We start from the raw sequence: 24,498 nt of genomic DNA, 5'->3' as shown, positions 1-24,498 counted from the left end.
GGGCCACTCATGATCAACAGACTGCTCGTGGCCAACCGGGGCGAGATCGCCCGCCGGGTCTTCGCCACCTGCCGCGCGATGGGTGTGCAGACCGTCGCCGTGCACTCCGACGCGGACGCCGACGCGCCGTTCGTCGCCGAGGCCGACCAGGCGGTGCGGCTGCCCGGAAACACGCCGGCCGAGACGTACCTGCGGGTGAACCTGATCCTGGACGCGGCCCGGCGCAGCGGCGCAGACGCCGTCCACCCCGGCTACGGCTTCCTCGCCGAGAACGCCGAATTCGCGGCGGCGGTGACCGACGCCGGGCTGACCTGGGTCGGGCCGCCGGCCAAGGTGATCGCCGCGATGGGCGACAAGCTGGCGGCGAAGGCGCTGCTCGCCGACGCGGGTGTGCCGATGCTGCCGAGCTGGACCGACGCCGACGAGGTCACGGGCTTCCCGGTGCTGGTGAAGGCGTCCGCGGGTGGTGGCGGGCGGGGCATGCGGATCGTCCGGGCCGCCGCCGAGCTGCCCGAGGCCGTGGCCTCCGCGCGCCGCGAGGCGGCTGCCGCGTTCGGCGACGGCACGGTCTTCATCGAGCGGTACGTCGAGCGCGGCCGGCACGTGGAAGTGCAGATCTTCGGCGACACCCACGGGACGGTGGCCGCCCTCGGTGTCCGGGAGTGCTCGATCCAGCGCCGGCACCAGAAGATCATCGAGGAGGCGCCCGGGGATCTCCCGCCGGGGCTGCGGGAGCGGCTGCACGAGACCGCCGTGGCTGCCGGACGGGCTGTCGACTACGTGGGGGCCGGCACGGTCGAGTTCCTGCTGGCACCGACCGGCGAATTCTTCTTCCTCGAAATGAACACCCGGCTCCAGGTGGAGCACCCGGTCACCGAGTTGATCACCCCGGTCGGGCTGGACCTGGTCCGGATGCAGTTGTTGGTGGCCGAGGGCGCCCCGCTGCCCGAGCACCACCACTACCCCGCCACGCGCGGCTACGCGATCGAGGTACGGCTCTGCGCCGAGGAGCCGGCGCAGGGCTGGCGGCCCGCCACCGGCACCCTGCACCGCTTCGACGTGCCCGGCGTGGACCGCGAGTTCGGCTGGATCCAGCGGGCGGGCCTGCGGCTCGACTCCGGCGTCGTGGCGGGCTCGGTGGTGGGTGTGCACTACGACTCGCTGCTCGCCAAGCTGATCGCGGTGGCGCCGACCAGGTCGGAGGCGGCCCGCGCGCTGGCGGGCGGGCTGGCGCGGGCCGAGCTGCACGGGGTGGCGACCAACCGCGATCTGCTGGTTCGGGTGCTGCGCAGCCCGGAGTTCGCGGCCGGCGAGATCGACACCGGATTCCTGGACCGGCACCCGGAGGTCTTCGCGCCGCTGCTCCCCGCCGACCGACTCCCGGTCGCCGCGCTCGCGGCGGCGCTGGCCGGTGCCGCGCAGCGTCGGACGGACGCGCCCGTCCTCGCCGGACTTCCCTCGGGCTGGCGCAACGTGCCCGCGGTCCCCCAGACCACCCGCTTCGTCGGGTCGAACGGCGACAAGATCGAGATCCGCTACCACCTGGACCGGACCGGCGCGCTCGCCGACTGGTCCAGCACGTTGCCAGCCGATGACTCCGCCGAGCGGCCGAAGGTCAGCGACGCCTCCGAATCGGCGAACGCGCCGACCGTGGCGCTGGTCGAGGCGACCCCCGACCTGGTGGTGCTCGACGTCGACGGGGTTCGGCAGGCGTACCGCGTACACCGGGTGGGGTCGGAGGTCTTCGTGGACGGCCCGGACGGGGCGGCGAGCCTCGTCGAGCTGCCGCGTCTCCCGCTGCCCACGGCGGCGGTGGCGGCCGGGTCGCTGCTCGCGCCGCTGCCCGGCGCGGTGACCCGGGTGCACGTCCAGGTCGGCCAGCGGGTCACGGCCGGCGATCCACTGCTCACGCTGGAAGCGATGAAGCTGGAACATCCCGTGCTGGCCCCGACCGACGGCGTGGTCACCGAGCTGCCGGTGCCGGCCGGCGGTCAGGTGCGCACCGGCACCGTCCTGGCCGTCATCGACGGCTCCCCCGCAAGCGGCGACCTGGAGCCGTCGAACCCCGAGGAGGACCCCCGATGACCTTCGACCTCACCCCCGAGCAGGACCAGCTGCGCGACGCCGTGCGGGCGCTGGGCCGCCGGTACGGCCACGGCTACTTCGTCGAGAAGGCGAAGGCCGGTGAGCACACCACCGAGTTGTGGGCCGAGGCCGGACGGCTCGGCTATCTGGGAGTCAACATCCCCACCGAGTACGGCGGCGGGGGCGGCGGCATCACCGAGCTGGCCATCGTCTGCGAGGAGCTGGCGGCGGCCGGCTGCCCGCTGCTGCTGCTCGTGGTCTCCCCCGCCATCGCGGCCACCGTCATCAACCGGCACGGCACCGAGGAGCAGCGCAAGCGGCACCTACCCGGCCTCGCCGACGGCTCGCAGAAGATCGTCTTCGCGATCACCGAGCCGGAGGCCGGCTCCAACTTCCACCGGCTCGGCACGGTGGCCCGCCGCGACGGCGACGACTGGCTGCTCAACGGCCGCAAGTGCTACATCTCCGGGGTCGACGAGGCCGGGCACGTCCTGGTGGTGGCCCGGACCGAGGATTCCTCCACCGGCAAGTTGAAGCCCGCGCTGTTCCTGGTGCCGACCGACGCGGCCGGGCTGACCCGGTCCAAGCTGGACATGGAGATCGTCTCTCCGGAGAACCAGTTCCTGCTCTACCTCGACGACGTGCGGGTGCCCGCCGACGCGCTGGTCGGCGAATCCCTGGACGCCGGCCTGCCCGCGCTCTTCGCCGGGCTCAACCCGGAGCGGATCACGGTCGCCGCGATGGGCGCCGGAACCGGCCGGTACGCCATCGAGCGGGCCAGCGAGTACACCGCCACCCGCAAGGTGTGGGGTGGCCGGAGCATCGGCTCGCACCAGGGGGTGTCGCATCCGCTCGCCCACGCGGCGGTGCAGGTGGAGCTGGCCCGGCTGATGATCCAGAAGGCCGCCACCCTGTACGACGCCGGCCGTGACCTGGAGGCCGGGGTGGCCGGCAACATGGCCAAGTACGCGGCCGGGGAGGCCGCCGCGCTCGCCGTGGACACCGCCGTGCAGGCCCTCGGCGGGGCGGGCATGACCACCGAGTACGGGGTGGCCACCCTGCTCGGCGCGGTCCGGGCCGGCCGGATCGCCCCGGTCAGCCGGGAGATGATCCTGAACTTCGTCGCCCAACACGTCCTCGGTCAGGAGAAGTCCTACTGAGCAGCGGTCAGCCGGGGGCGCGGCAGGCGGCGTCGATGCGGTGCACCGGGCGGACGCGGCGGCCCATCCCCTCCAGCAGCGAATCCTCGATGTGGAAGTCGTGGATCCGCAGCCGGTGCCGGGGCAGCTCCTCCTCGCTCGGGCAGAGCACCTGCGCGCGGACGAGGCCGACCGGCACGTACCGGACTCCACCCCGTTCCTGCAGGATCACCATGTTGACGTCGTCGGTGGTCACCACGTGCCCCCGTACGTCCTCGGTCGGGCCGTTCTCGGCGCCCACAGTGGTGACGGTGAGCGGGAGCACCGGTGTGCTGATCACCGGCACCGCGGCCCAGACCAGCATGGCCAGCACCGCCACCTCGGTCAGCGACGCCAGCGGTCGGATCACCACGCCGGGCAGCGGCCCGGCGATGAAGAGCGCCAACACCGGCGGCACCACGAGAAGTGCCAGCACCAGCAGCTCACCCTGCCCACCCGCGTCGCGCAACGTCGGCAGCAGCAGCCAGCCGTACCCGGCGAAGAGCGCGACGATCGCCGACAACCGGGGTACGACCCACTCGTGCAGCCGGTCCGGACGGAGCTGGAACGCGGCGGCGAACGCCGGCAGCAGCAGCGGCAGGTAGAGCAGCGGCCAGGTGAGCAGGGCGAGCAGGAAGCTCGCCAGCACCACCCAGGCCGGGGTGAGGTCCGCCCAGCGCGCGAAGAGCGGGCGGCGACGGGTGCCGGGCGGCAGTCGTTCCACGCTCACGGCCAGCACCGCGCCGAGCGCGAAGACGGCGACCAGCCCGGTGGAGAGCAGCCGGGCCGCGGTGGTCAGGAAGCCAGCGAGCAGGTTGACCGGCCCGACGTTGGCGACCAGCAGCAGCGTGGTCTGCAGCTCCCCACCCGCCTCCACGCCGAGCCGGAGCACCGAGAAGATCGCCGGCACGCCCACGACCGCCGTCCAGAACGACTGGCTGGCCCGCGCCCGCCGCTCCGCCGGTTCCCACCGCACCGGCACCTGCTCGACGTCGGCGACCGGCACGGCGGGTTCGGCCCGCGGCACCCCGGTCGGCCACCCAACGGCGTCCACCTCGACGTGGTCGGTCGGCACGGAAGGCCGGGGCGGCGGCACCCCGCCGCCGGCGCTCGCGTCACCGGTGGCGGTCGGCACCGTGCTCACCGCCGGGGCGCCTTGTCGTCGAAGTCGACCAGCTTCGGAACCTCAAGTGGTTGCGGCTGAGTCTTCTCGACGCGCAGCCACGGGCCCAGGGTCCGGTTGTACGCCGTCAGCCACGGGCTGGCCTGCCCGTTGCGGCCCTGCTGGTAGCTCTTCTGCAGGAAGAAGGCGACCAGGTCACGCAGCGCCGGATCGCCGATCGGCACACCGATGCCCAACAGCTCGCTCGTGCCGAAGGGCAGGTCGACGATCTCGAACTCCTTCGGGTACGTGGCCAGGAAGCCCGCGAGGATCGTCTCGTCCGAGCTGACCACGTCGTACCGGCCGGCGCGGATGCCTGTCACGCAATCCCAGACGTCCTTCACCACCAACGCCTTGACCTGGCGCTTCTCCAGCTCACCCTCCGTGGTGGAACCGCCGGTGGTGCAGACCTTGTAGGCCGGGTCGCGCAGGTCCTCAATGGTGCGGATCTTGTCCTTCAGCCGGACCGGCACCAGCACCTCCTGGGTGGTGACGAAGTACGGGCCGGCGAAGCTGACCAGCTTCTTGCGCTCCTCGGTCATCGAGAAGCTGGACACCACCAGGTCGACGGTGCCGCCCTGCAGATACGGGATCCGGTCCTCGGTGGCCGCCGACACGAACTCCAACTGCTGGTCGCCCTCGTAACCGAGGGAGGCGGCGATGTACCTACCGATCTCGACGTCGAAGCCGACGTGCTGGCCGTTGCGGAGGTCGCCCATCAACGGCTCGTTGGTGGCGACACCGATGCGCAGCTTCGACTGCCCGTAGATGTGCGACTCGCGCAGCTTCTCCTGCACCGACGGCAGGTCCGGCTCCTTGCGGCTGTCGCAGCCGGCGGCGGCGGAGAGGGTGAGGGTCAGGGCAACCGCCAGCGTCGTCGCGACCGAGCGGAGCCGGGACTGGGAACTGTGGACGTTCATGGGCGACCTCGCTGACGGAGCAGCCTGCGGAACACCGAGAGTAGCGAGCTGGGTCCACTGCGTGTGCACCCCGACCGGTCGGGTCGGCTGGTCCGTTCGATCAACGCCGATCGGCGCGGCGGATCGCGTCTCCGGTTGACAGCGGGCCCGGTCAGGACATGCTGGAGGGGTGAATCGACTGTCCAGGATCGATGCGCGGATGGTGGCGGCGGTCGCGGCGCCCGGTGCCGTCGCGCTGCTGGCCCTGCTGGTCGTTCTGCGCCGGCAGGACTTTCTCGGTGTCGTTCTCGCACTGCTCTGCGTGCTGCTGGCCATGGTCACCGCGGTCGCCGTGTCCGCCGCCCGCCAGCGCGCCGAACCAGAGCCGGCGGACCAACCGCACGCCACCGCGCCGCCGGAGTTGATGCCGTACGGGATCGACGCGGACACGCTCGACGCCCTGGACAGCCGGGACGCGTTGCGTGCGGTGCGTGACCGGGGACGGGCGCGCGGCGGGTTCAGCGACCGGTGAGCGTGGGCGCGGTGAGCGCGTCGACGCCCCGCCCCGCCAGGCACCGGTAGATCCGGTCGACGTTGCCGTCCACCGGCGGCAACACCTCCAGGTGCCAGCCGACCGGCTCGGCGATCTTCGTGGTCAGTCGGAACGTCGTGGCGCTGCACACCTGCCGTACCGGCTCGGCGGCGATCACCTCGTCGTAGGCCGCGCCGACGAGCGGCACCGGCAGGATGCCCTCGGCGTACGTCTCCCAGGTGTGCCGGCCGTCGCAGGGGACCCGGGCCGCCTCGGCGCGGGCGCCGCGGATGCGCACCGGGCCGAAGCACTCCAGCTCGGGGAGGCAACGGGCACCGCTGGGCAGCGCGGTCGGTGCCCCGGCGCCGGACGCGCAGCCGGGCAGCGGCCCGGTCGCCGGTGCCGCGACCTGGGTCACCGACGGTGACGGGTCGGGCGGCGAACCACTGCTCGCCAGCCAGGCCCCGGTGGTGGCCGAGGCGGCGAGCGCCAGCACTCCGGCGCCGCCGAGGAACCAGCGCCGCCGCCAGCGCCGGCCGCCGGGGATGCTGGGGCGGGAGTCCTCGACCGGGGGGCGCGGCACTGGCTGACCGGTGCCGTACAGGCCGGACCGGCTCGGGCCACCACTGACCGGAGAGCCACTGACCGGGGCACCGCTGGTCGGGACGCCGCTCACCGGGGCGGCCGGCGAGCCGAACGGCAGGTTGGCGAGCAGGTCGTGCAGTTCGAGAGCGGACGGTCGCTCGGCCGGGTCGTTGGCCATGCCGAGGCGCAGCACGTCGATGAGCTCGTCCGGTACGCCCGGGAGGCCGGGAAGTGGCTGGTTGAACATCTCCAGCACGGTCACCAGGCTGGGGTTGCGCTCGGACTGCCAGCGGGGCGGCCGGCCGTGCATCACCGCGTAGAGGGTGGCGCAGAGCGCGTACACGTCGACGGCCGGCGACGGCGGGCTGTGGCTGAACATCTCCGGCGGCGCGTACGCCGGGGTGAGCACCTCCAGGGTGACCGAGGCGTCGCGCGCCTCGGCCAGCACGGCCAGCCCGAAGTCGGCCAGCACCGCCGAGTTGAAGTGCGAGTAGAGGATGTTCGCGGGCTTCACGTCCCGGTGCAGCACCCCGGCCCCGTGCGAGTGCGCCAACGCATCCGCGATCTTGATGCCGAGATCGCGGGCCTCCACCGGGCCGAGCGGCGAGCTGCGCATCCGCTCGGCGTACGACCCGTCACAGAGTTCCATGATCAGGTATGGGTGCTGGTCGACGGTGACGCCGACGTCGAAGAGGTCCACCACGTGCGGGTGCGACGACATCCGCCCGGCGGCCCGCGCCTCGCGCAGGAAACGGGCCTGGTCGCGCTCGCTGTCCAGCGTGCGGTTCTCGACCTTGACGGCGACCTCTCGGCCGACCGAGATCTGGGTGGCCTGGTAGACGGTGGCGTAGCCGCCTCGGGCAAAGACCCGCAAATCAGTCAGACCGGGCACGATCGGCACCGGCAAGCCACCGGTCGGGGTGTCGGTCACCGCTCGAAAATACCCAACCCGGCCGGCGGCTCAGCGCGCCGCGTCCGCCGGAGCGGCACCGGCCGCGCCGGGCGCCTCTCCGGCGCCTCCCGGCACGTCGACATCGGCCGACGTGGAGGCGGCGGGAGCGGCAGGGGCGGGAGACACGGCAGCGGTGTCGGCAGCGGTGTCGGCGGCGGCCGGCGTGCCCCGGCGAGCGTCCATCCGCAATCCGACCGCGGTGGCCACCGCGCCCAACCCCTCCCAGGCGGCCACGCCGAAGAACCGGTCCGGGGCGATGTCGGCCAGCACGGCGATGCTGAACACGGTGAAGGTGACCAGCCGGAAGACCACCGTGAACCGGTAGAACGCCCGCCACTCGGTGACCGTCGCGAGCAGGTAGTAGACGCCCATGTTGAACGACGCCATCGAGGACGCCAGCAGGAACGTGCCGGTGTAGTCGCCGGCGCCACGCGTCGCCGGCACCTCGAACCCGAGCAGGCGCAGCTGCGCCTCCGGCCAGAGCAACCCGACCGCGCCCATCACCAGCGCCAGTACGCCGAAGACCGCGATGGTCCACCCCGCGACGGAACGCGGCAGCTTCATGAGGGCCTCCCCAGGCACGGCGACGGTCGCCACTGTGGACCACCGCACGGTGGTGACACGCTAGCCCCTCACCCCGACCACCACATCCCCAGAACCGCCAAAACCGCCCCACCCCACCCCCACCCCACCCGCCACCCACCGCGGCGATCATGAAGTTATTGCCACCGATATCGGCGTGTCGGCGCAATAACTTCGTGATCAACGGGCGGGAGACCCCGGGCGGGGGCCCGGGGCGGGGGAGGGGTTAGGGGAGGGTTAGGCGGGTTTGGAGGGCTTTGGCTGCTGCTCGTTCGCTGCGTTGTTCGGTGGCGTACGCGAGGCGGACCGCCTCGTCGGCGCAGGACCGCGCCTCCGCCGCGTGGCCGCAGGCCGCCAGCGCCTCGGCGAGCACGCTCGCCGCGATCACCTGACTGCGCACGTCCTCGGCGGGCGCGGTGACCGCCCGTCGGGCCCAGTCCAGCGCCTGCTCCCGCTGACCGTGGGCGAGCAGCGCCGACGCGTACCGGGCCATGGTCTGGCGGCGGGAGAAGAGCAGGGAGGGCGCGTTGGCGGCAGCCGTCGCCACCGGGGCGAGCAGCCCGACCGCGGTCGCCGGATCACCGGCGGCCAGTCGGGCGGTGGCCAGCAGCACCCGGGGCGCGACCTGCGCCGGCGCCTGCGGGTTGTGCGGTTCGACGGCCGTCAGCACCGCTCGGGCGGCCTGCTCGGCGGTCTCGTGGTCGCCCATGTCCAGCGCCACGAAGCCGCGCAGCGTGCCGGCCATTCCGGTGAGCAGCGGGTGTGAGGTCTGGTCGGCGTACGCCAGGGCGTCGGTGAGCAGGTCGGCCGCGTGCTCCGGCTCGCCCAGCCCACGGGCCACGACGGCCCGGACGACCAGCGCGAACCCGCGCCCCCAGTCGTCGGACGCGGCGGCGAACTCGCGGTACGCCCGGCGGGCCTCCCGGTCCGCCTCGGCCAGCTCGCCCAACTCGGCGGTGGCGAACGCCGCGACCGCGCGCAGCGTGCCCACCGCCCACGCCTCGCCGACCCGCTCGCCGAAGGGCAGGAAGACCTGCGCCATCCGGCACGCCTCCCGCAGCCGACCGGCGAGCAGCCGGGCGAACGCGGTGGTGCCCCGCAGCCAGGCCCGCCCGTACGGGTCCTTCAGTTCGGCGAAGAGCCGGGCGGCCCGGCCGAGGACGGCATCGGTGCCGGCGAAGTCACCCCGGGTCGTGGTCACCCAGGCCAGGTTCTGCAGCGACCAGGCCTGCCCACGCCGATCCTGTGCGCTGAGGCTGACCTGGTAGGCGGCAGCCAACCGGCTGCTCGCCTGGCTGAGCCGACCGGCCACGAAGTCGCCCATGCCGAGCCGACGCATGGCGGACGCGCGCAGCGCGGGCAGCCCGCCGGCCGTGGCCACCTGCAACGCCTCCTGCCAGGCGGCCTCCGCCCGACCCTGGTCGCCGAGGGTCTGCTGGGCCTGCCCGGCGAGCAGCAGGGCGCTGGCACGGGTGGCTTCGTCCCCCGCGTTGGCGGCGATCTTCTCGGCGAAGGCGAGCGCGTCGGCGACCCGGCCGATCTGCAGCAGCGCACGGGCGTGCACCACCCGGTCGGTCGCCGGTATCCCGTCGCGGGCCAGCTCGCTGGCGCGTTCGGCGTACTCGACGGCGAGCGCGGGCTCCCCGGCGGACAGCGACCGGCGGGCGGCCCGGCCGAGCGCGGCGACCCCGAGCGGGACCACGGCGCGGGCCGGCGCGTCCGGTCGCAGTTTCACCGCGTCGGCGAGCGTGGCGGCCCGCTGGACGTGCATGGCGACGAAGTCGTCGCGTGCCTCCTCGGTGAACCCGCCCACCCCGCCGGTCGTGACCCCGTCGACGGGCGCCGCCCAGCGGGCCAGCGCGGCGTGCCGCTCGGCCAGTTCCGCCTTGCTCACCCCGGCGTACGCGGCCTCTCGCATGAGCGGGGTGGCGAACGCGTAGCCGGCGCGGGTGCGGTGCAGCATGCGGCGTTGCAGCAGCTCCTCGACGGCCCGGTCGAACTCCACGGCGACCACCGCCGAGGGCCTCCCGTCGCGGCCGGCTCGCTGCTCGCGCAGCGCCTCCAGCGCGCCGGTCGGCACCGTGTCACCGACCACCGCCGCGTCCCGCAGGACGGAACGGGCGTCCGGTGGCAGCGCGTCGATCCGGGCGGCCAGGACGGCCGCGAGGTCCCGGGAGAGCAGCCGGCTGCCCAGGGAACCGGGTACGAGGCGCCAGCCGGCCGGCGTGCTCGGGTCACCGGACGCGGGCCGCTCGGCGGTCAGCGCGCCGCGTTCGATCAGCAGGGTGACCAGCTCCGCGAGGTAGAACGGGTTGCCCTGGGCGGTGGCGAGCAGTCGGTCCGCGTCGGCCGGTGGCAGCTTCCCGCCGCCGAGGTAGCTGGTGAGCAGCCGGGCGGCGTCGGCGCCCCGCAGCGGCGGCAGGGAGTGCACCTCGGCGTCCGCGACGCGGGTCAGCGCACCGGCGGTGCGGACCAGCTCGGGGCGGCCGAGCAGCAGCACGAGCACCGGGCCGGTGAGTCGGGAGAGGGTCCCCCCGAGAGCGCGGATGGTTTCGGGGGTGGCGTCGTGCAGGTCGTCCACCACGATCACCAGGGGCGCCTCCGAGGCGAGCCCGCTGAGCAGGTCGGCGACGGCGTTCGGCACCGCCTCGGCATCGGCGGGCGAGGCGGTCGTGCTGCCCCACTCGCCGTTGTCGGTGCCGCCGTGCACGGGCAGTTCGGCATACCCGAGCAGGGTGAGCAGTTGGTCGGTGGCGATCGCGGGCGTCTCGCCGGCGGAGCGGGCGAGCCGCTGACCGAGCCGCCGCAGCCGCTCCTCCACGGCCGGCCGGGTCAGCGCGGTTGCCGCGTCACCGGGCAGACCGACCGCGGCACGGACCAGGTCGGCCAACGGCGCGAGCCTGCGCCGCTCACCGAAGGCGGCGCACCGCACCGAGAGCACCCGGGCGCCGGTGTGCGCGGCGTACCGGCCGGCGCCCACGTCGTACCCGGCGGCGAGGCGCTCGACCTCGGCGGCGAACCGGGACTTGCCGATGCCCGCCTCGGCGGTCATCAGCAGCACCCGCGGGTCACCCTGGTCGATCACCTCGGCGAGTCGGCCGGCGACCCGGCCGATCTCGGTCTCCCGGCCCACGTAGGGCGCCTCGTCGCCGAGACCCGACCGGGTGCCCGGCGCGTCCAGCAGGCCCAGCAGCTCGTACGCCTCGACCGGCTCGCGCTTGCCCTTGAGCCGCAGCGGGCGCAGCGCCCGCCAGGAGGCGACGTGCCGGGTCGCGGCGGCGGTCCGTCCGCCGGCGTAGACCGCGCCGACCGCGGCGGCGTCGGCCAGCCGGGCGGCGGTGTTCACCGTGTCGCCGATGACCGTGTATTCGATGGCCGCCTGGATGCCGGCGATGACGTCGCCGGTGTTCAGGCCGACCCGGAGGCCGAGCGGCGCACCGCCGCCGCGCTCGTCGTCGAGCACCCGGCGCACGGCCCGCTGCATGGACAGGGCGGCCCGGACGGCCCGTTCGGCGTCGTCCTCGTGTGCCACCGGCGCCCCGAAGACCGCCATGATCCCGTCGCCGGTCAGCTTGTCGACGTGCCCGCCGAACGTCTTCACCGCCCCCGCGAGGGAGGCGAGCACCCGGTCGGTGACCGCTCCGACCCGCTCCGGGTCGAGGTCCTCCGACCAGGAGGTGAATTCGGAGAGGTCACCGAAGAGCACTGTGACGACCCGACGCTCGGCCGCCGGCAACGTGGCGGCGGCCGGCAGCGCGGCACCGCAGTTGTGGCAGAACCGTGCGCCGGGGACAGCGACAGTTCCGCACACCGGGCAGGTCACATGTGCTCCAACCCACTGACCCCCGGCGTGGATTCCCCGGTGTCGACGCCCAGATACTCCAACTGGGCACGGACCGACCATTCCGCGGCCCACCAGAGCGAGCGGTCCACGTCGGCGTAGACCGCCGCGACCACGTCCGCCGGTGTCCGCGCGCCGGCGGCGACCGCCGCCCGGACCTGGTCGAGGCGGGCCCGGCGGTGGGCAAGGTAGAAGGTGGCGGCGGCGGCGCAGTCGGCCAGCGCCGGGCCGTGCCCGGGCAGCGCCGGAATTCCGGTGTACGCGGACAGCAGCTCCAGGCTGCTCAGGTAGTCGCCGAGGTGCCCGTCGGGGTGGGCCACCACGGTGGTGCCGCGGCCGAGGATGGTGTCACCGGTGAGCACCGCCCGCTCGTCGCCGTGCTCGACGACGAAGCAGACCGAGTCGGCGGTGTGCCCCGGGGTGTCCAGCAGTCGGATGCCCAGGCCGAAGCCGCCCAGGTGCGCATCGGTCAGGGGCGTACCGCCGATGGTGTGCGCCGGGTCGACGGCGAGGACGTGCACCCCGCCGAGCAGTTCGCTGAGCCGGGCGGCGCCCTCGGTGTGGTCGGGGTGGCCATGCGTGATCAGGATCAGCGCGATCGGGCCGTGCGCGGCGATCGCCGCCAGGTGCCCCTCGTCGGCCGGCCCGGGGTCGACGACCACCGCCGGTTCACCCGGTGCCGCGCGCAGCAGCCAGGTGTTGGTGCCGTCGAGGGTCATCGGGCCGGGGTTCGGCGCGCGCAGCAGTGTCACCCAGCTCGGCAGCCTGTCGGCCAGCGCCGCAGTCGCCCCCGTCACGTGCCCGCTCATGGCTGCGATCGTACGACCCCGCCCGCCACGGCCCGCGATCATGCAGGTCCAGCCCCTGATTCATCCCTGTTCAGGGCTTTCCTCCGGGCGCGACGGCGCACGATCGCGGGACGGTGGCGGTGCGGTCAGGCGACCTCGACGATCAGTTCGATCTCCACCGGGGCGTCCAGGGGCAGCTCGGCGACCCCGACGGCGCTGCGGGCGTGGCGGCCGGCCTCGCCGAAGACGGTGCCGAACAGGTCGGAGGCGCCGTTGATCACGGCGGGCTGGCCGATGAAGCCGGGGGCCGAAGCCACGAACCCGGTCAGCTTGACCACCTTGACCACGTTCTCCAGGCCGACCAGCGAGTCGACGGCCGCCAGCGCGTTGAGCGCACACCGCTGGGCCAGGTCCTTGGCCTGCTCGGCGGAGATGCCGGCACCGACCTTGCCGGTCGCCAGCAGCTTGCCCTCGGCGATCGGCAGCTGGCCGGAGACGTAGACGTGCTGCCCGGACTGCACGGCCGGCACGTAGCTGGCCACCGGCGGCACCACGTCGGGCAGTTCGAGGCCCAGCTCGGCGAGCTTCGCGTGGGGGCCGTTGCTCATGCCTTGGGCCGCTTCAGATACGCCACCAGCTGGTCGGGGTTGGGGCCGGGGACCACGGCGACGAGTTCCCACCCGTCCTCACCCCAGTTGTCGAGGATCTGCTTGGTCGCGTGGACCAGCAGAGGGACCGTGGAGTATTCCCACTTCTGCATCGCTGGAGGGCTCCCTCGTGGTGCGGACTTCGTCGGGCACAGCCTACGGTCCGCTGGCCGGACGAGGCGCGGGACGCTGCTCCGGCGTGGCCGGCAGCTCTCCACAGGGCCCCTGGTGCTCGTACCCCTGGGGGCAGCGCGACCGGTCGGGCAGCAGCAGGTCGCAGAAGACCCGGTGGCGGTTGTTCTGGTCGTCGGCGTTGGACACGGTGGTCTCGCCGGCGTCCAGCTCCGGTAGGAAGCCCAGCGACTCGGCGACTCGACCGGCCAGCAGGGTCGCCGAGGCCAGGTCGGGCACCCGGATCGGCAGGTGGATGACGAACCCGGGCTCGTCCTCGTCCCGCAGCCGCTCGCCGGGCCGGCTCGACCCCCGGATCACCTCCGGGGGCTCCGGAACCCGACGGTACGACCGCTCGTTGATGGGCAGGCCGCCGAACGGCCCGCCGGCCACCTCTCCCACGGACCCGGGCCGGCGTTGCCGCTCGTTCGTCGGGAACTGGGTGCGAGGGATGTTGTCCGCATCGCGCATGAACTGCCTCCGGTCGTACCTCTCGGACCACGCTTCCGGCCCGGACCATTCATCCGTTCCGGCCCCCGCACCGGACGAAGGTAGGTCCACGGCGACAGTCCCGCCAACAGGACGCGCACGATCAGTCACCGGCAGTCACATATGCGACAGATGTTGGGCAGGAATCCCGACTGCGAGTGATCTCACGGTCTGGACGTGCGCGCGATGCCAAGCACCGCGCGGTAGGGGCGACACCGAACCGGCGGCTGGCCGCTACCCTTCCGGTCGGACGGTCGCACAGCGCCCGGCCGCCCGCTCGATCTCGCTCGGCGCCAGGGGTGGCGGCCGGGCGCCGCACCCCCGGGGGAACGAGATGACCCAACCGCCCAGCGGCGACCAGGCCGGCCCGCGCGCTCTTCCGTCGGCGCCCCCGGATTCCGCCGGTCAGCCCGAGACGCCGACCATCCCCGGACAGCCCGGCCCGACGGCCTCCGGCCAGTCCGATCCGGCGCCTTCCGGCCAGCCGATCTCCGGGCAACCCGACCCGACCGCCCCCTTGAGGGAGTCCGACGGGGCGACCGTCCAGGAGCGTCCCGGCTCGCCGACCGCCACCCAACCCGGCCCGGCCGCCCAGCCCGCACTTCCCGGCCCGGCCGCCCCTGCGGGCCCGTTCGCCGCTGCGGGCCCGTCCGCCCAGCCAGGCCAGCTCGCCCTTCCCGGGCAGCCCGCTCATCCCGGACAGCCCGCGCCGGGGGCGCTCCCCGCGCAGCCGGGCGTGCCGACCCAGCCCGGCCCGCCCGCTGGCGTCCCGCAGACCGACGACCCGGCCGGCACGCCGCAGTCCCCCGGGGCCCCGGGTGCGATCCCACCACCCCCGCCCGGCTACCCGCCGTACCAGGGCACCGTCGAGCCGAAGAAGAAGCGCGGCCTGCTGATCGCCGCCATCGCGCTGGTCGTGATCATGGTGCTCTGCGTGGGCGGCGGCGTCGTGGCGTTCCTGACCCTGCGCAACGCCGAATCCGGCGAGGGCGCGAAGGAGCCGGCGGTCGCCGTCGACGAGTTCCTCACCGCCGTCTACAAGGACCGGGACGCGACCAAGGCCGCCAGTCACGTCTGCGCCGCCTCCCGCGACGACAAGAAGATCGCGGCGAAGGTGGCCGAGGTGCAGAAGTACGCGTCCGAGTACCAGAACCCCCGGTTCAAGTGGACCACCCCAAAGGTCGACAACCAGACCGGCGACCGGGCCACCGTCTCCACGCGCATCACCATGACCACCGCCGACGAGAAGGTGGCCGACCAGGACCTGCGCTTCACTGTGGTGCAGAAGACGGGTTGGTGGGTCTGCGAGGTCGCCTGACCGGCAAGCCTGGATAGGCTCGACGGGTGCGTGCAGCTGAGCGGCCGTCCGACCCGGCCGGTACCGGATGGTCGGCCCGCCTCCACGTGGTGACCGGCAAGGGCGGCACCGGCAAGACCAGCGTGGCGGCGGCGCTGGCCCTGGCGCTGGCCGCCGGTGGCCGGCGCACCCTGCTGGTGGAGGTGGAGGGCCGGCAGGGCATCGCCCAGCTCTTCGGCATCGAACCGCTGCCGTACGAGGAGCGGCACCTCGCCGACACGCCGGACGGCGGTGAGGTGCGCGCGCTCGCGGTGGACGCCGAGGAGGCGTTGCTCGAGTACCTCGACATGTTCTACAAGCTGGGCGCGGCGGGCCGGGCCCTGCGCAAGCTCGGCGCCATCGACTTCGCCACGACCATCGCCCCGGGTCTGCGTGACGTGCTGCTCACCGGCAAGGTGAAGGAGGCCACCACCCGGACCTCGGGGCAGCGGCGCGCGTACGACGCGGTGGTGCTGGACGCGCCGCCCACCGGTCGGATCGGCCGCTTCCTCAACGTCACGGCCGAGACGGCGCGGCTCGCCAAGGTCGGCCCGATCAAGACCCAGAGCGAGGGGGTGTCCGCGCTGTTGCGCTCCCCGATGACCGCCGTGCACGTGGTCACGCTGCTGGAGGAGATGCCGGTGCAGGAGACGGTGGACGCCATCGCCGACCTGACCTCGCTCGGCTTCGGTATCGGGAAGGTGATCGTCAACGGCGCCCGACCTCCGCTGCCGGCCGGCCCGGCGGTCACCGCCGCGGAACTCCGGCGCGGCCTGGTCGCCGCCGGGCTGCCGGCCGATCAGGACATCGTGGCCGGGTTGCACGACGAGGCGCGAGACCAGCTCATCCGGCGCGAACTGGAGGATTCGCTCCGCGCCGACCTGGTGGAGTTGGGGCTGCCGATGGTCGAGCTGCCGTTGCTGCCCGACGGGGTGGACCGGGCGGCCCTCACGACCCTGGCCCGCGCCCTCGTCAGCGCCGATTGACTCACACCTGAGCTCGGCACGGGCGCATGGACCGACGCGGCCCGATACGCTCGATTGGTGCCTTCCGAAGACGCGGCGCCGCAGCTGGACGTCGACCAGATCCTCGCCGACCCGGGCGTGCGGATCGTCGTGTGCTGCGGTGCCGGCGGGGTGGGTAAGACGACCACGGCCGCGGCGCTGGCGCTGCGGGCCGCCGAGCACCATGGCCGGCGCACGGTGGTGCTCACCATCGACCCGGCCCGCCGGCTGGCCCAGTCACTGGGCCTGACCGAGCTGGACAACACACCCCGTCAGGTCAAGGGCATCGACGTCGAGGCCAGCGGCGGTGAGCTGCACGCCATGATGCTGGACATGAAGCGCACCTTCGACGACGTGGTGCTCCAGCACACCGACCCGGCGAAGGCCGCGGAGATCTTCGCGAACCCGTTCTACCAGGCGATGAGCTCGACGTTCGCCGGCACGCAGGAATACATGGCGATGGAGAAGCTGGGCCAGCTGCATGCCCGGGGCGAGTGGGACCTGATCGTGGTGGACACTCCGCCGTCCCGCTCGGCGCTGGATTTCCTGGACGCGCCGGCCCGGCTGTCCCGCTTCCTCGACGGCCGGATGCTGCGTCTGCTGCTGGCACCGGCGCGCAGCGGCGGACGGAGCATGTTCAGCCTGGTCACGGCCTCGTTCGGGATGTTCTCGAAGGTGGTGCAGAAGGTGCTCGGCGCGCAGTTGCTCACCGATCTGTCCGGCTTCGTGGCCGCGCTCGACTCGATGTTCGGGGGCTTTCGGCAGCGGGCCGAGCAGACGTACCGCATCCTGCAGGCGCGGGAGACGGCCTTCGTGCTGGTCGCGGCGCCGGAGCCGGACGCGGTCCGGGAGGCCGCCTACTTCGCGGGCCGGCTGCGGGAGGAGAAGATGCCGCTGGCCGGCCTGGTGCTCAACCGGGTGCACCGACCGGTGGTCCCGGAGCTGGACGCCGAGCAGAGTGGGGCCGCCGCGGAGCGGCTGGCCGAGCTGGGTGGGCACGAGGCCACCGCCGACGTGCTGCGGGCGCACGCCGCGCTGGCCCGTCAGGCGGTACGCGAGCAGCAGGTGGCCGCGCGGTTCACCGAGGCGTTCCCGGCGGTGCCGGCGGTGTCGGTGACGGCGCAGCCCGCCGACGTGCACGACGTCGACGGGCTGCGGACGATCGGCGCGGCGATCGGCCGGTCGTGACCGGCGTCAGGTGGCCGCGCTGACGAGGATCTTGTCCTTGCCAGCCTTGTCCTTGCTGTTCTTCTTCATCGCTGCCTCGAACATCTTGCGCCAGCTCGTCACCTGTGGGTGCCGACGCAGCAACGCCCGGCGTTCGCGTTCGGTCATACCGCCCCACACACCGAACTCGATCCGGTTGTCCAGCGCGTCGGCCAGGCACTCGTACCGAACTGGGCAGCTCCGGCAGATCCGCTTCGCCACGTTCTGTTCGGCGCCCTGTACGAACAACGCGTCCGGGTCCCCGTTCTGACACGCCGCCAGCGACGGCCAGTCAGTGATCATGCCCATGTGTACACGTCCCCCCTTGCAGTACCTACCGACCTCGTTGCACGGCAGCCGGCAATTTCCCCCCGGTCGCCCGGCCGCCTTCCCCAAGGCGGTGCGGACGACATGTGGCGCTGTCGCCGCCATCATCATGCTCTGTAGTCGGCTGATTACGCAACGTTGTCGGCGAAATCCATCATTCCGGACACTCCCGGCTTCCCGGGCTCTCGACCGCCGGTTACCCCGCCGAGGTCGGCGAAAACGCTGCGGAGCCTCCGCCGAACGGTGGAGACTCGCGCCAGGTCACACGCAACCTCGTACGGGGGGTCATGCGTTTAGCACAACGAGGGCAGCGCACGCAGGAAATGGGGAAAGAACGCCCCAGCGCCCCTCGTTCCCTACTCGCGTACCATGCCGAGGTGACCTGGATGCGGAAACGTGACCACAATGTGCTGACCAACGCCGCATCGCTGCTCATATGTGGCCTGTTGGCTGGCGTGGTGGTCGCTGCGGCGGCCTTCCCCGCGGTGGCGATGTCCGGCCTGGCCGCCAAGGCCGGCGCAGAGACATTCGGCAACCTGCCGACGGAGCTGACGGTGGCCCGCGCGCCACAGATCAGCTACCTGCTCGCGTCGGACGGCAAGACGCCGCTGGCGACGATGTACGACGAGAACCGCCGCGACGTGAAGCTCGCCGACATCTCGCCGTACATGGTCAAGGCCATCATCGCGGCCGAGGACCACGACTTCTACAAGCACAACGGCGTCGACATCAACGGTGTCGCCCGCGCGTTCGTCAACAACCAGAGCGACGGCGCCGGGCGTCAGGGCGCCTCGACGCTGACCATGCAGTACGTCCGGCTGGCCATCGCCTACTCGGCCACGCATCCGGCCGACGTGGTCGCCGCGACCGAGGACACCAGCGCCCGCAAGCTCCGCGAGATGCGGCTGGCCCTGCAGGTCGACAAGGAGTTCTCCAAGGACGAGATCCTGACCCGCTACCTCAACCTCGCCTCGTTCGGCAACGGCGCGTACGGCATCTACGCCGCCAGCCAGGTCTACTTCGGCAAGCCGCCGAGCAAGCTGAAGATCGAGGAAGCCGCGCTGCTGGCCGGCATGGTGAAGGCCCCGACGACCAACGACCCGACCACCAAGAGCGGCTACCCCCTCGCGCTGGACCGGCGTAACTACGTCATCCAGAACATGGTCGACACCAAGGCCATCACCCAGCAGGAGGCCGACGCCGCCAAGGCGGTCAAGCTGAAGGTGCAGGACAAGCGCACCCCGAACGGCTGCGTCGCCACAAACGTCAACAGCTGGGGCTTCTTCTGCGACTACTTCTACCGCTGGTGGATGCAGCAGGAGACGTTCGGTTCGACCTCGTACGACCGTGAGCGGCGCCTGAAGAGCGGCGGCTACACCGTCGTGACCTCGATCGACGTCCAGGCACAGAAGGGCGCGGACGCGGCGGTTCGCCGGGCCAAGAAGGAGACCAGCAAGGAAGCCGCCATGGTCGCCGTGGTGGAGCCGGGGACCGGCCGGGTGCGGGCGCTCGCGGTCAACCGGCAGTTCAAGCTGGACGATCCGAAGAACCCGAAGAACAAGATCTCCAGCGACCCGGCGAAGAGCAGGCGCGGCATCAAGGGCAACTACCCGGCGACGGTCAACCCGCTGCTCACCGGCGGCGACGGCATCGCCGGCTACCAGGCCGGCTCGACGTTCAAGATCTTCACCATCGTCGCCGCGCTGGAGAAGGGCATCCCGCTCAGTTATTCGTTCAACGCGCCGCAGCAGTTCAAGTCGGAATACATCATCGACAGCAGCAGCCCGGCGGCCTGCCCCGGCACCCACTTCTACTGCCCGACCAACTCCGGCAAGAAGGCCGGCGGCGTGCAGAACATGTGGAGCGCCTTCGCCCAGTCGATCAACACCTACTTCGTGCCGCTGCAGCAGCAGGTCGGCGCCGAGAACGTGGTCGACGTCGCCAAGCGGGCCGGCATCCAGTTCCGGGCCAGCAACGACGCCAAGTTCGCCGCCACCAAGGACTCGGCCCACCAGTGGGGCGCCTTCACCCTGGGCGTCTCCTCCACCACGCCGCTGGACCTGGCCAACGCCTACGCGACCCTCGCGGCGGACGGCAAGTACTGCGAGCCGATCCCGGTGCAGGAGATCCGCGACCCGGAGGGCAAGAAGCTCGACATCGCCAACCCGCGCTGCGAGAAGCGGTTCAGCACCGACGTGGCCCGCGCCGCCGTGGACGCCGCCCGCTGCCCGGTCGGCGACAACTCCAAGACCAGCAAGTGCGGCAGCAGCCGCACCGCCGCGGTCGTGAAGGGCATCGTCGACGCGCCGGTGGCCGGCAAGTCCGGCACCACCGACTCCGAGAAGACCGCCGCGCTGGTCGCGATGACCAAGCAGTACGCGGTGGCCGGCATCATGGCCGACCCGGACTGGCCGCAGACCAACGTCAAGATGAAGCACGCCGAGAAGGACGGCATCAACCCGCCGGTGTACGAGACGCTGCGGGACGCCATGAAGGGCAAGCCGCGGATCAACTTCGAGCCCCCGGGCCAGAAGATCTCCGAGGGTGACCAGCGCAGCATCCCGGACGTGAAGTGCCAGCCGGTGGAGACCGCCAAGTCCCGGATCAAGGGCGCGGGCTTCGAGCCGATCGTCTCCGAGGCGAAGGTCGCGTCCCCCTGCCCGGCGGGCACCGCCGCCGGCACCAACCCGGACGGGCGCACCATCAAGGGCGGCCCCGTCACCATCCAGATCAGCAGCGGTGGCGGCACCCCGCCGGACGGCAACAAGCCGGCACCTCCCGGTGGCACGCCCGGTCGACCCGGCGGCCGCCCGAACGGCTGAGCCGACGAGCAGGACACACGAACGGGCGGGCACCCACTGCGGGTGCCCGCCCGTTTTCGTCGGTCCGAACCGGCAGATCAGAGGCCGAGCTGTCGGCGTACCTCGGCGGCGACCCGACCGCCCTCGGCCTGGCCGGCCACCGCGGCCTGGGCCGCCTTCATGGCCGGGCCCATCTGGGCCTTGCCGGTGAAGCCGCCCGCGGCGAGCGCCCCCGCGACCAGCTCCGTCAGCTCGGCGTCGGAGAGCTGCCTGGGCAGGTAGCGGTCCAGCACCTCACCCTCGGCGGTCTCCTTCGCGGCCTGCTCGGCGCGGCCCGCGTCGGCGAAGGCGGTGGCCGCCTCCCGGCGCTTCTTGGCCTCCTTGGTCAACACCGCGAGCACCTCGTCGTCGGTGAGCTCGCGCTTGGCCTTGCCGGCCACCTCGGCGGTGCCGACGGCGGCCAGGGCCATCCGCAGCGTGGAGGTGGTCAACTCGTCGCGCGCCTTGAGGGCGGAACGCATGTCGGCGGTGAGGCGGTCCTTCAGCGTGCTCATGGACGGTCAAACTACCCTGAACGCCATGCGAAAGCGCACACTATTCCGCCTCGCCGCCGGAACCGCCGCGGTCGGCGCGACCACACTCGCGTACGCGTCGCTCGTCGAGCGCAACATGTTCACCCTCCGGCGGTACGACGTGCCGATGCTGCCGGCCGACGCGGAGCCACTGCGCGTGCTGCACCTGTCGGACCTGCACATGATGCCCGACCAGGCGCGCAAGCAGCGCTGGGTGGCGTCGCTGGCCGCCCTCGACCCGGACCTGGTCGTGGTGACCGGCGACAACATGGCGCACCCGGGCGCGGTGCCGGGCGTGCTGCGGGCGCTGCAACCGCTGCTGGACTACCCGGGCGCGTTCGTGTTCGGCTCCAACGACTACACCGGGCCGGTGCTGAAGAACCCGTTCACCTACTTCCTGCCCGACCGGGAGTACACCGAGGGCGTCGACCTGCCCTACGAGGAGTTGCGCCAGGTGCTCACCGGCGCCGGCTGGGCGGACCTCAACAACGCCCGGACCACCCTCAAGGCCGGTGGCCGGCAGCTCGACCTGGTCGGCGTGGACGACCCCCACATCGACCGGGACGACTACCCGGCGGTGGCCGGCGCCGTCTCGTCCTCGGCCGACCTGTCCATCGCGCTGACACACTCCCCCGAGCCACGGGTCCTCGACCAGATGGCCGCCGACGGCTTCGGCCTGCTGCTGGCCGGGCACACCCACGGCGGACAGGTCTGCGTCCCGGGGTACGGCGCGCTGGTGACCAACTGCGGCCTGCCCCGCTCGATGGCACGTGGGCTGCACCGGTGGCCGGGGTCGGACTCCTGGCTGCACGTCTCCGCCGGCCTCGGCACCCACCCGACCGCACCGATCCGCTTCGCCTGCCCTCCGGAGGCGAGCATCCTGACCCTCATCCCCCGCTGACCTGTCGTGCCCCGCCTCCCCGGCCGCCCCTGACCACCCGCCCCGCCGTCGCCCCGCCCGCCCCGCCGTCGCCCCAAGATCCGCGCAGTATCGGGGATGTTGCTGCCTCGCCGTGCCGGGAGGCAGCAACATCGGGGAAGTTGTGCGGATCTTGGCGGCTCCGAGCGCGATTCGGCCGGGTCGGGCGGCGGGGGTACCGAGTTTGACCATCGGAGCGGGTGGGCTACTATTTGTCGGCACGCCTCGGGGTGTGGCGCAGCTTGGTAGCGCGCTTCGTTCGGGACGAAGAGGTCGTCGGTTCGAATCCGGCCACCCCGACCAGAGGTAAGAGGGCACATCCGCTCGACGGATGTGCCCTCTGCACATTCCGCGGCGTACGCCATTGAAAGATCATCAATCCGTTCGGGCGGCTCCCCGGCCGCCCGAACGGGGGTTGCCGCCCGTCAACCTCCCAGGGTTTGATGCGCTTGATCATCCGTTCAGCGGAGCGGATGGCACACGGGGAGGAACATTCCACTGTGATCAGATCAAGGCCGCGCCGTGCCGTCGTCGGCACACTCGCGCTGGCGATGGGCGTCAGCGGGCTCAGTCTCATCTCCACCGCGAGCGCCGCCGTCGCGGCACCGCACTACGACGGCCCGCCGGCCGTGCAGGTCGGCTGGACCGACTCGGCGACGCCGAAGAAGGCATACCCCATCGACAGCGAGACCAACATTCCGCTCGGCACCTGGCAGGACGACGCGGGCAAGAGCCACACCTCCCGGGTGTACGCCACGTACGACCTCTCCGCCTACGAGGGCAAGAAGATCTACGGCGCGAATGTGTTCCTCGACGAGCGCAGCGCCGCCGACTGCAGCAAACGGGCCGTCGAAATCTGGCGGACGAAGCCGGTCACCGCGACGCCGACCTGGAACCGGGCACCCGAACCGCTCACCAAGCTCGGCGAGGTCCTCACCCCGGTACAGTTCTGCCCTGGGGCCTCCATCACCTTCGACGTCGGCGCGGCGGTGCAGGATGCGGTGGCGCACCGGCAGCGTCACATCACCTTCGAGATCCGGGTGCCGGAGCAGTTCGAGAGTGACGCCTCCTACGGCCGAGGGCTGCACCCGTACCGCGGCGTCAAGTTGACCACCCAGTTCAACTCCGTGCCACAGATCGACAGCGCCCACCTCTACAACGGTGGTCTTGCCTGCACGCAACTGAAGCCGTATCCGCGCATCAGCGGGTTCGCCACGGTGCTACAGGCCGTCGGTTCCGACGCCGACGGGGACGACGAGCGCGCCGTCAAGACCGAGGTCGCCATCTGGCCCAAGGCCACGCCGGACGCTCGCCAGACGTTCATCGGCGAGCACGGCATCTCCGGTCGGGCCAACACGGTCAACCTGCCCGAGGGCACCCTCACCGACGGCGAGTCGTACGCTTGGCAGGCCCGGGTGACCGACGGCGCCGACACCTCGGCGTGGTCGAAGAAGTGCTTCTTCACCTACGACCGCACCGCGCCCGGCGTGCCGACCGTCACCTCGTCCAACTACCCAGCGGACGGCACCGGAGAGCATGCGCCGGCCGGCGTGCCGGCCGTCTTCACCTTCTCCGGCAACGGCAACAAGGACGTGGCCGGCTTCCGGTACTCCTGGCGCGGCCTGGGTGTCAACACCTGCTCGGCCAGCGGTGAATACGGTCAACTGGTCTGCTTCGATCAGTTCAGCAGCTCGGGGGCGGTCAAGGCGAACACCGCCGGTGGGTCCGCGACCGTGACGGTCAACCCGATCGGCTTCGGGCCACAGACATTGAGCGTCCGTTCCATCGACCTCGCCGGCAACGTCTCGCAGACCGTCGAGTACCGCACCTTCGTGCCGTGGACCGCACCTGAGATCCAGGTGGAGAGTGGTCAGCCCGAGTGGGGGCAGGAGGTGGTGCTGAAGTTCGTACCGGCACCCGGTGTCACCGGCGTCCGTGAGTACGAGATCACCCTGGACGGCGGGGACCCGGAGAAGCGGCCGGCCCAAGAGGACGGCACGGGCTACTTCAGCTTCGTCGCCAACAGGGTGGACGGGCACAACATCACGGTCCGCAGCCTCAGCGACAACGGGTTCGTCTCACCGGAGAGCAACTGGTCCACGTACTTCGACCCCGGCCCCGGGGTGAAGTCCGACGTCTACTACTCGCCGGACGGTTCGCCGGTCGGCGGGGTGGGGGTCGAGGGCACCTTCACCTTCTCCCCGCCGCCGGGCTGGACGGACACCGCGGCCTACCGGTACAGCTTCAACAATGCCGAGGCGATCGAGGTGGCGGCCGACGCGAACGGCCGGGCCACGATCACCTGGACGCCGACCGCCAGCGGGTTCATGGACCTGACCGTCTACGCCGTCCGCGCCGACGGCACGGTCAGTGACTACCCGAACTGGTACTACTTCGACGTGGCGGCCTCCGCCTCCTGACG

The 24,498-nt window shown here is 72.3% G+C and carries 19 protein-coding genes, 1 tRNA gene and 1 pseudogene; 10 read left to right on the top strand and 11 right to left on the bottom strand.

What is annotated here, in order from left to right; all coding sequences use genetic code 11:
• Positions 1-9: 9 nt before the first annotated feature.
• Both ABZU53_RS09330 and ABZU53_RS09325 read left to right on the top strand, forming a co-directional pair.
• The gene (locus ABZU53_RS09330) at positions 10-2,085 is read left to right on the top strand and encodes a biotin carboxylase N-terminal domain-containing protein (RefSeq protein ID WP_355064900.1); all 2,076 of its coding nucleotides are present in this window, start codon (positions 10-12) and stop codon (positions 2,083-2,085) included.
• Positions 2,082-3,245: an acyl-CoA dehydrogenase gene (locus ABZU53_RS09325; RefSeq protein WP_355064898.1), complete on the top strand. Its 1,164-nt coding sequence runs from the start codon at positions 2,082-2,084 to the stop codon at positions 3,243-3,245. Before ABZU53_RS09330 ends, ABZU53_RS09325 begins: the two co-directional genes overlap by 4 nt.
• Before the next feature lie 7 nt (positions 3,246-3,252).
• Here ABZU53_RS09325 and ABZU53_RS09320 read toward each other — a convergent pair whose 3' ends face one another.
• Positions 3,253-4,407: a hypothetical protein gene (locus ABZU53_RS09320; protein ID WP_355064896.1), complete on the bottom strand. Its 1,155-nt coding sequence runs from the start codon at positions 4,405-4,407 to the stop codon at positions 3,253-3,255.
• A complete protein-coding gene (locus ABZU53_RS09315; RefSeq protein WP_354856532.1) occupies positions 4,404-5,345 on the bottom strand; it encodes a transporter substrate-binding domain-containing protein in 942 nt (313 codons plus the stop codon). Before ABZU53_RS09315 ends, ABZU53_RS09320 begins: the two co-directional genes overlap by 4 nt.
• Positions 5,346-5,514: 169 nt before the next feature.
• Here ABZU53_RS09315 and ABZU53_RS09310 point away from each other — a divergent pair, with 169 nt between their 5' ends.
• A complete protein-coding gene (locus tag ABZU53_RS09310; RefSeq protein WP_355064894.1) occupies positions 5,515-5,856 on the top strand; it encodes a hypothetical protein in 342 nt (113 codons plus the stop codon).
• On the opposite strand, the gene ABZU53_RS09305 is transcribed toward ABZU53_RS09310, so the two are convergent.
• The 7 genes and pseudogenes from ABZU53_RS09305 to ABZU53_RS09275 all read right to left on the bottom strand — a co-directional run bounded on the left by ABZU53_RS09305 (position 5,843) and on the right by ABZU53_RS09275 (position 13,893).
• Positions 5,843-7,372 carry a serine/threonine-protein kinase gene (locus tag ABZU53_RS09305; RefSeq protein ID WP_355064892.1) on the bottom strand — a complete coding sequence of 510 codons (1,530 nt, stop codon included), beginning with the start codon at positions 7,370-7,372 and terminating at the stop codon, positions 5,843-5,845. The two genes, ABZU53_RS09310 and ABZU53_RS09305, sit on opposite strands and share 14 nt — an antisense overlap.
• A gap of 207 nt (positions 7,373-7,579) precedes the next feature.
• Positions 7,580-7,957 (bottom strand): annotated as a pseudogene (locus ABZU53_RS09300) (hypothetical protein); the annotation flags it as partial.
• 244 nt (positions 7,958-8,201) lie between these two features.
• A complete protein-coding gene (locus ABZU53_RS09295) occupies positions 8,202-11,798 on the bottom strand; it encodes an adenylate/guanylate cyclase domain-containing protein (protein WP_355064890.1) in 3,597 nt (1,198 codons plus the stop codon).
• Positions 11,795-12,625 (bottom strand): MBL fold metallo-hydrolase, encoded by an 831-nt coding sequence (locus ABZU53_RS09290; protein ID WP_354856524.1) that lies wholly within the window; start codon positions 12,623-12,625, stop codon positions 11,795-11,797. The genes ABZU53_RS09295 and ABZU53_RS09290 overlap by 4 nt, the downstream gene beginning before the upstream one ends.
• A gap of 125 nt (positions 12,626-12,750) precedes the next feature.
• Positions 12,751-13,212 carry a RidA family protein gene (locus tag ABZU53_RS09285; protein ID WP_007466196.1) on the bottom strand — a complete coding sequence of 154 codons (462 nt, stop codon included), beginning with the start codon at positions 13,210-13,212 and terminating at the stop codon, positions 12,751-12,753.
• Positions 13,209-13,364 (bottom strand): DUF4177 domain-containing protein, encoded by a 156-nt coding sequence (locus tag ABZU53_RS09280; protein WP_007466198.1) that lies wholly within the window; start codon positions 13,362-13,364, stop codon positions 13,209-13,211. The genes ABZU53_RS09285 and ABZU53_RS09280 overlap by 4 nt, the downstream gene beginning before the upstream one ends.
• 43 nt (positions 13,365-13,407) lie before the next feature.
• Positions 13,408-13,893: a hypothetical protein gene (locus ABZU53_RS09275; RefSeq protein ID WP_355064888.1), complete on the bottom strand. Its 486-nt coding sequence runs from the start codon at positions 13,891-13,893 to the stop codon at positions 13,408-13,410.
• 754 nt (positions 13,894-14,647) lie between these two features.
• On the opposite strand from ABZU53_RS09275, the gene ABZU53_RS09270 reads away from it, so the two are divergent.
• Genes ABZU53_RS09270 through ABZU53_RS09260 form a run of 3 tightly spaced genes read left to right on the top strand, consistent with a single transcriptional unit; the run spans position 14,648 to position 17,439 of the window.
• A complete protein-coding gene (locus ABZU53_RS09270; protein WP_354856551.1) occupies positions 14,648-15,229 on the top strand; it encodes a hypothetical protein in 582 nt (193 codons plus the stop codon).
• Positions 15,230-15,255: 26 nt separating this feature from the next.
• On the top strand, positions 15,256-16,233 hold the full coding sequence (locus ABZU53_RS09265; RefSeq protein ID WP_355064886.1) for an ArsA-related P-loop ATPase: 978 nt from the start codon (positions 15,256-15,258) through the stop codon (positions 16,231-16,233).
• Positions 16,234-16,287: 54 nt separating this feature from the next.
• Positions 16,288-17,439, top strand: coding sequence for an ArsA-related P-loop ATPase (locus tag ABZU53_RS09260; protein ID WP_354856516.1), 1,152 nt, complete (start codon positions 16,288-16,290; stop codon positions 17,437-17,439).
• Between the two features lie 6 nt (positions 17,440-17,445).
• Here ABZU53_RS09260 and ABZU53_RS09255 read toward each other — a convergent pair whose 3' ends face one another.
• Entirely contained in the window at positions 17,446-17,766 is a 321-nt protein-coding gene (locus ABZU53_RS09255) for a WhiB family transcriptional regulator (protein WP_007466209.1), read from the bottom strand.
• 404 nt (positions 17,767-18,170) lie between these two features.
• Here ABZU53_RS09255 and ABZU53_RS09250 point away from each other — a divergent pair, with 404 nt between their 5' ends.
• A complete protein-coding gene (locus tag ABZU53_RS09250) occupies positions 18,171-20,606 on the top strand; it encodes a transglycosylase domain-containing protein (protein WP_354856514.1) in 2,436 nt (811 codons plus the stop codon).
• 77 nt (positions 20,607-20,683) lie between these two features.
• Here the strand turns inward: ABZU53_RS09250 and ABZU53_RS09245 are convergent, their stop codons facing one another.
• Positions 20,684-21,139, bottom strand: a complete 456-nt coding sequence (locus ABZU53_RS09245; RefSeq protein WP_007466213.1) for a GatB/YqeY domain-containing protein — start codon at positions 21,137-21,139, stop codon at positions 20,684-20,686.
• Positions 21,140-21,164: 25 nt separating this feature from the next.
• Here ABZU53_RS09245 and ABZU53_RS09240 point away from each other — a divergent pair, with 25 nt between their 5' ends.
• From ABZU53_RS09240 to ABZU53_RS09230, 3 genes are all read left to right on the top strand, one after another.
• Positions 21,165-22,058, top strand: a complete 894-nt coding sequence (locus ABZU53_RS09240; RefSeq protein WP_355064884.1) for a metallophosphoesterase — start codon at positions 21,165-21,167, stop codon at positions 22,056-22,058.
• Between the two features lie 244 nt (positions 22,059-22,302).
• Positions 22,303-22,379: transfer RNA gene (locus tag ABZU53_RS09235), tRNA-Pro, on the top strand.
• A gap of 197 nt (positions 22,380-22,576) precedes the next feature.
• On the top strand, positions 22,577-24,496 hold the full coding sequence (locus tag ABZU53_RS09230) for a hypothetical protein (RefSeq protein ID WP_355064882.1): 1,920 nt from the start codon (positions 22,577-22,579) through the stop codon (positions 24,494-24,496).
• Positions 24,497-24,498: the final 2 nt, after the last annotated feature.

Source organism: Micromonospora sp. NPDC005194 (genome assembly GCF_040608335.1).
GTDB lineage: Bacteria > Actinomycetota > Actinomycetes > Mycobacteriales > Micromonosporaceae > Micromonospora.
Note: the sequence above shows the minus strand (reverse complement) of the source record. Positions and strands in the feature narration are given on the sequence as shown.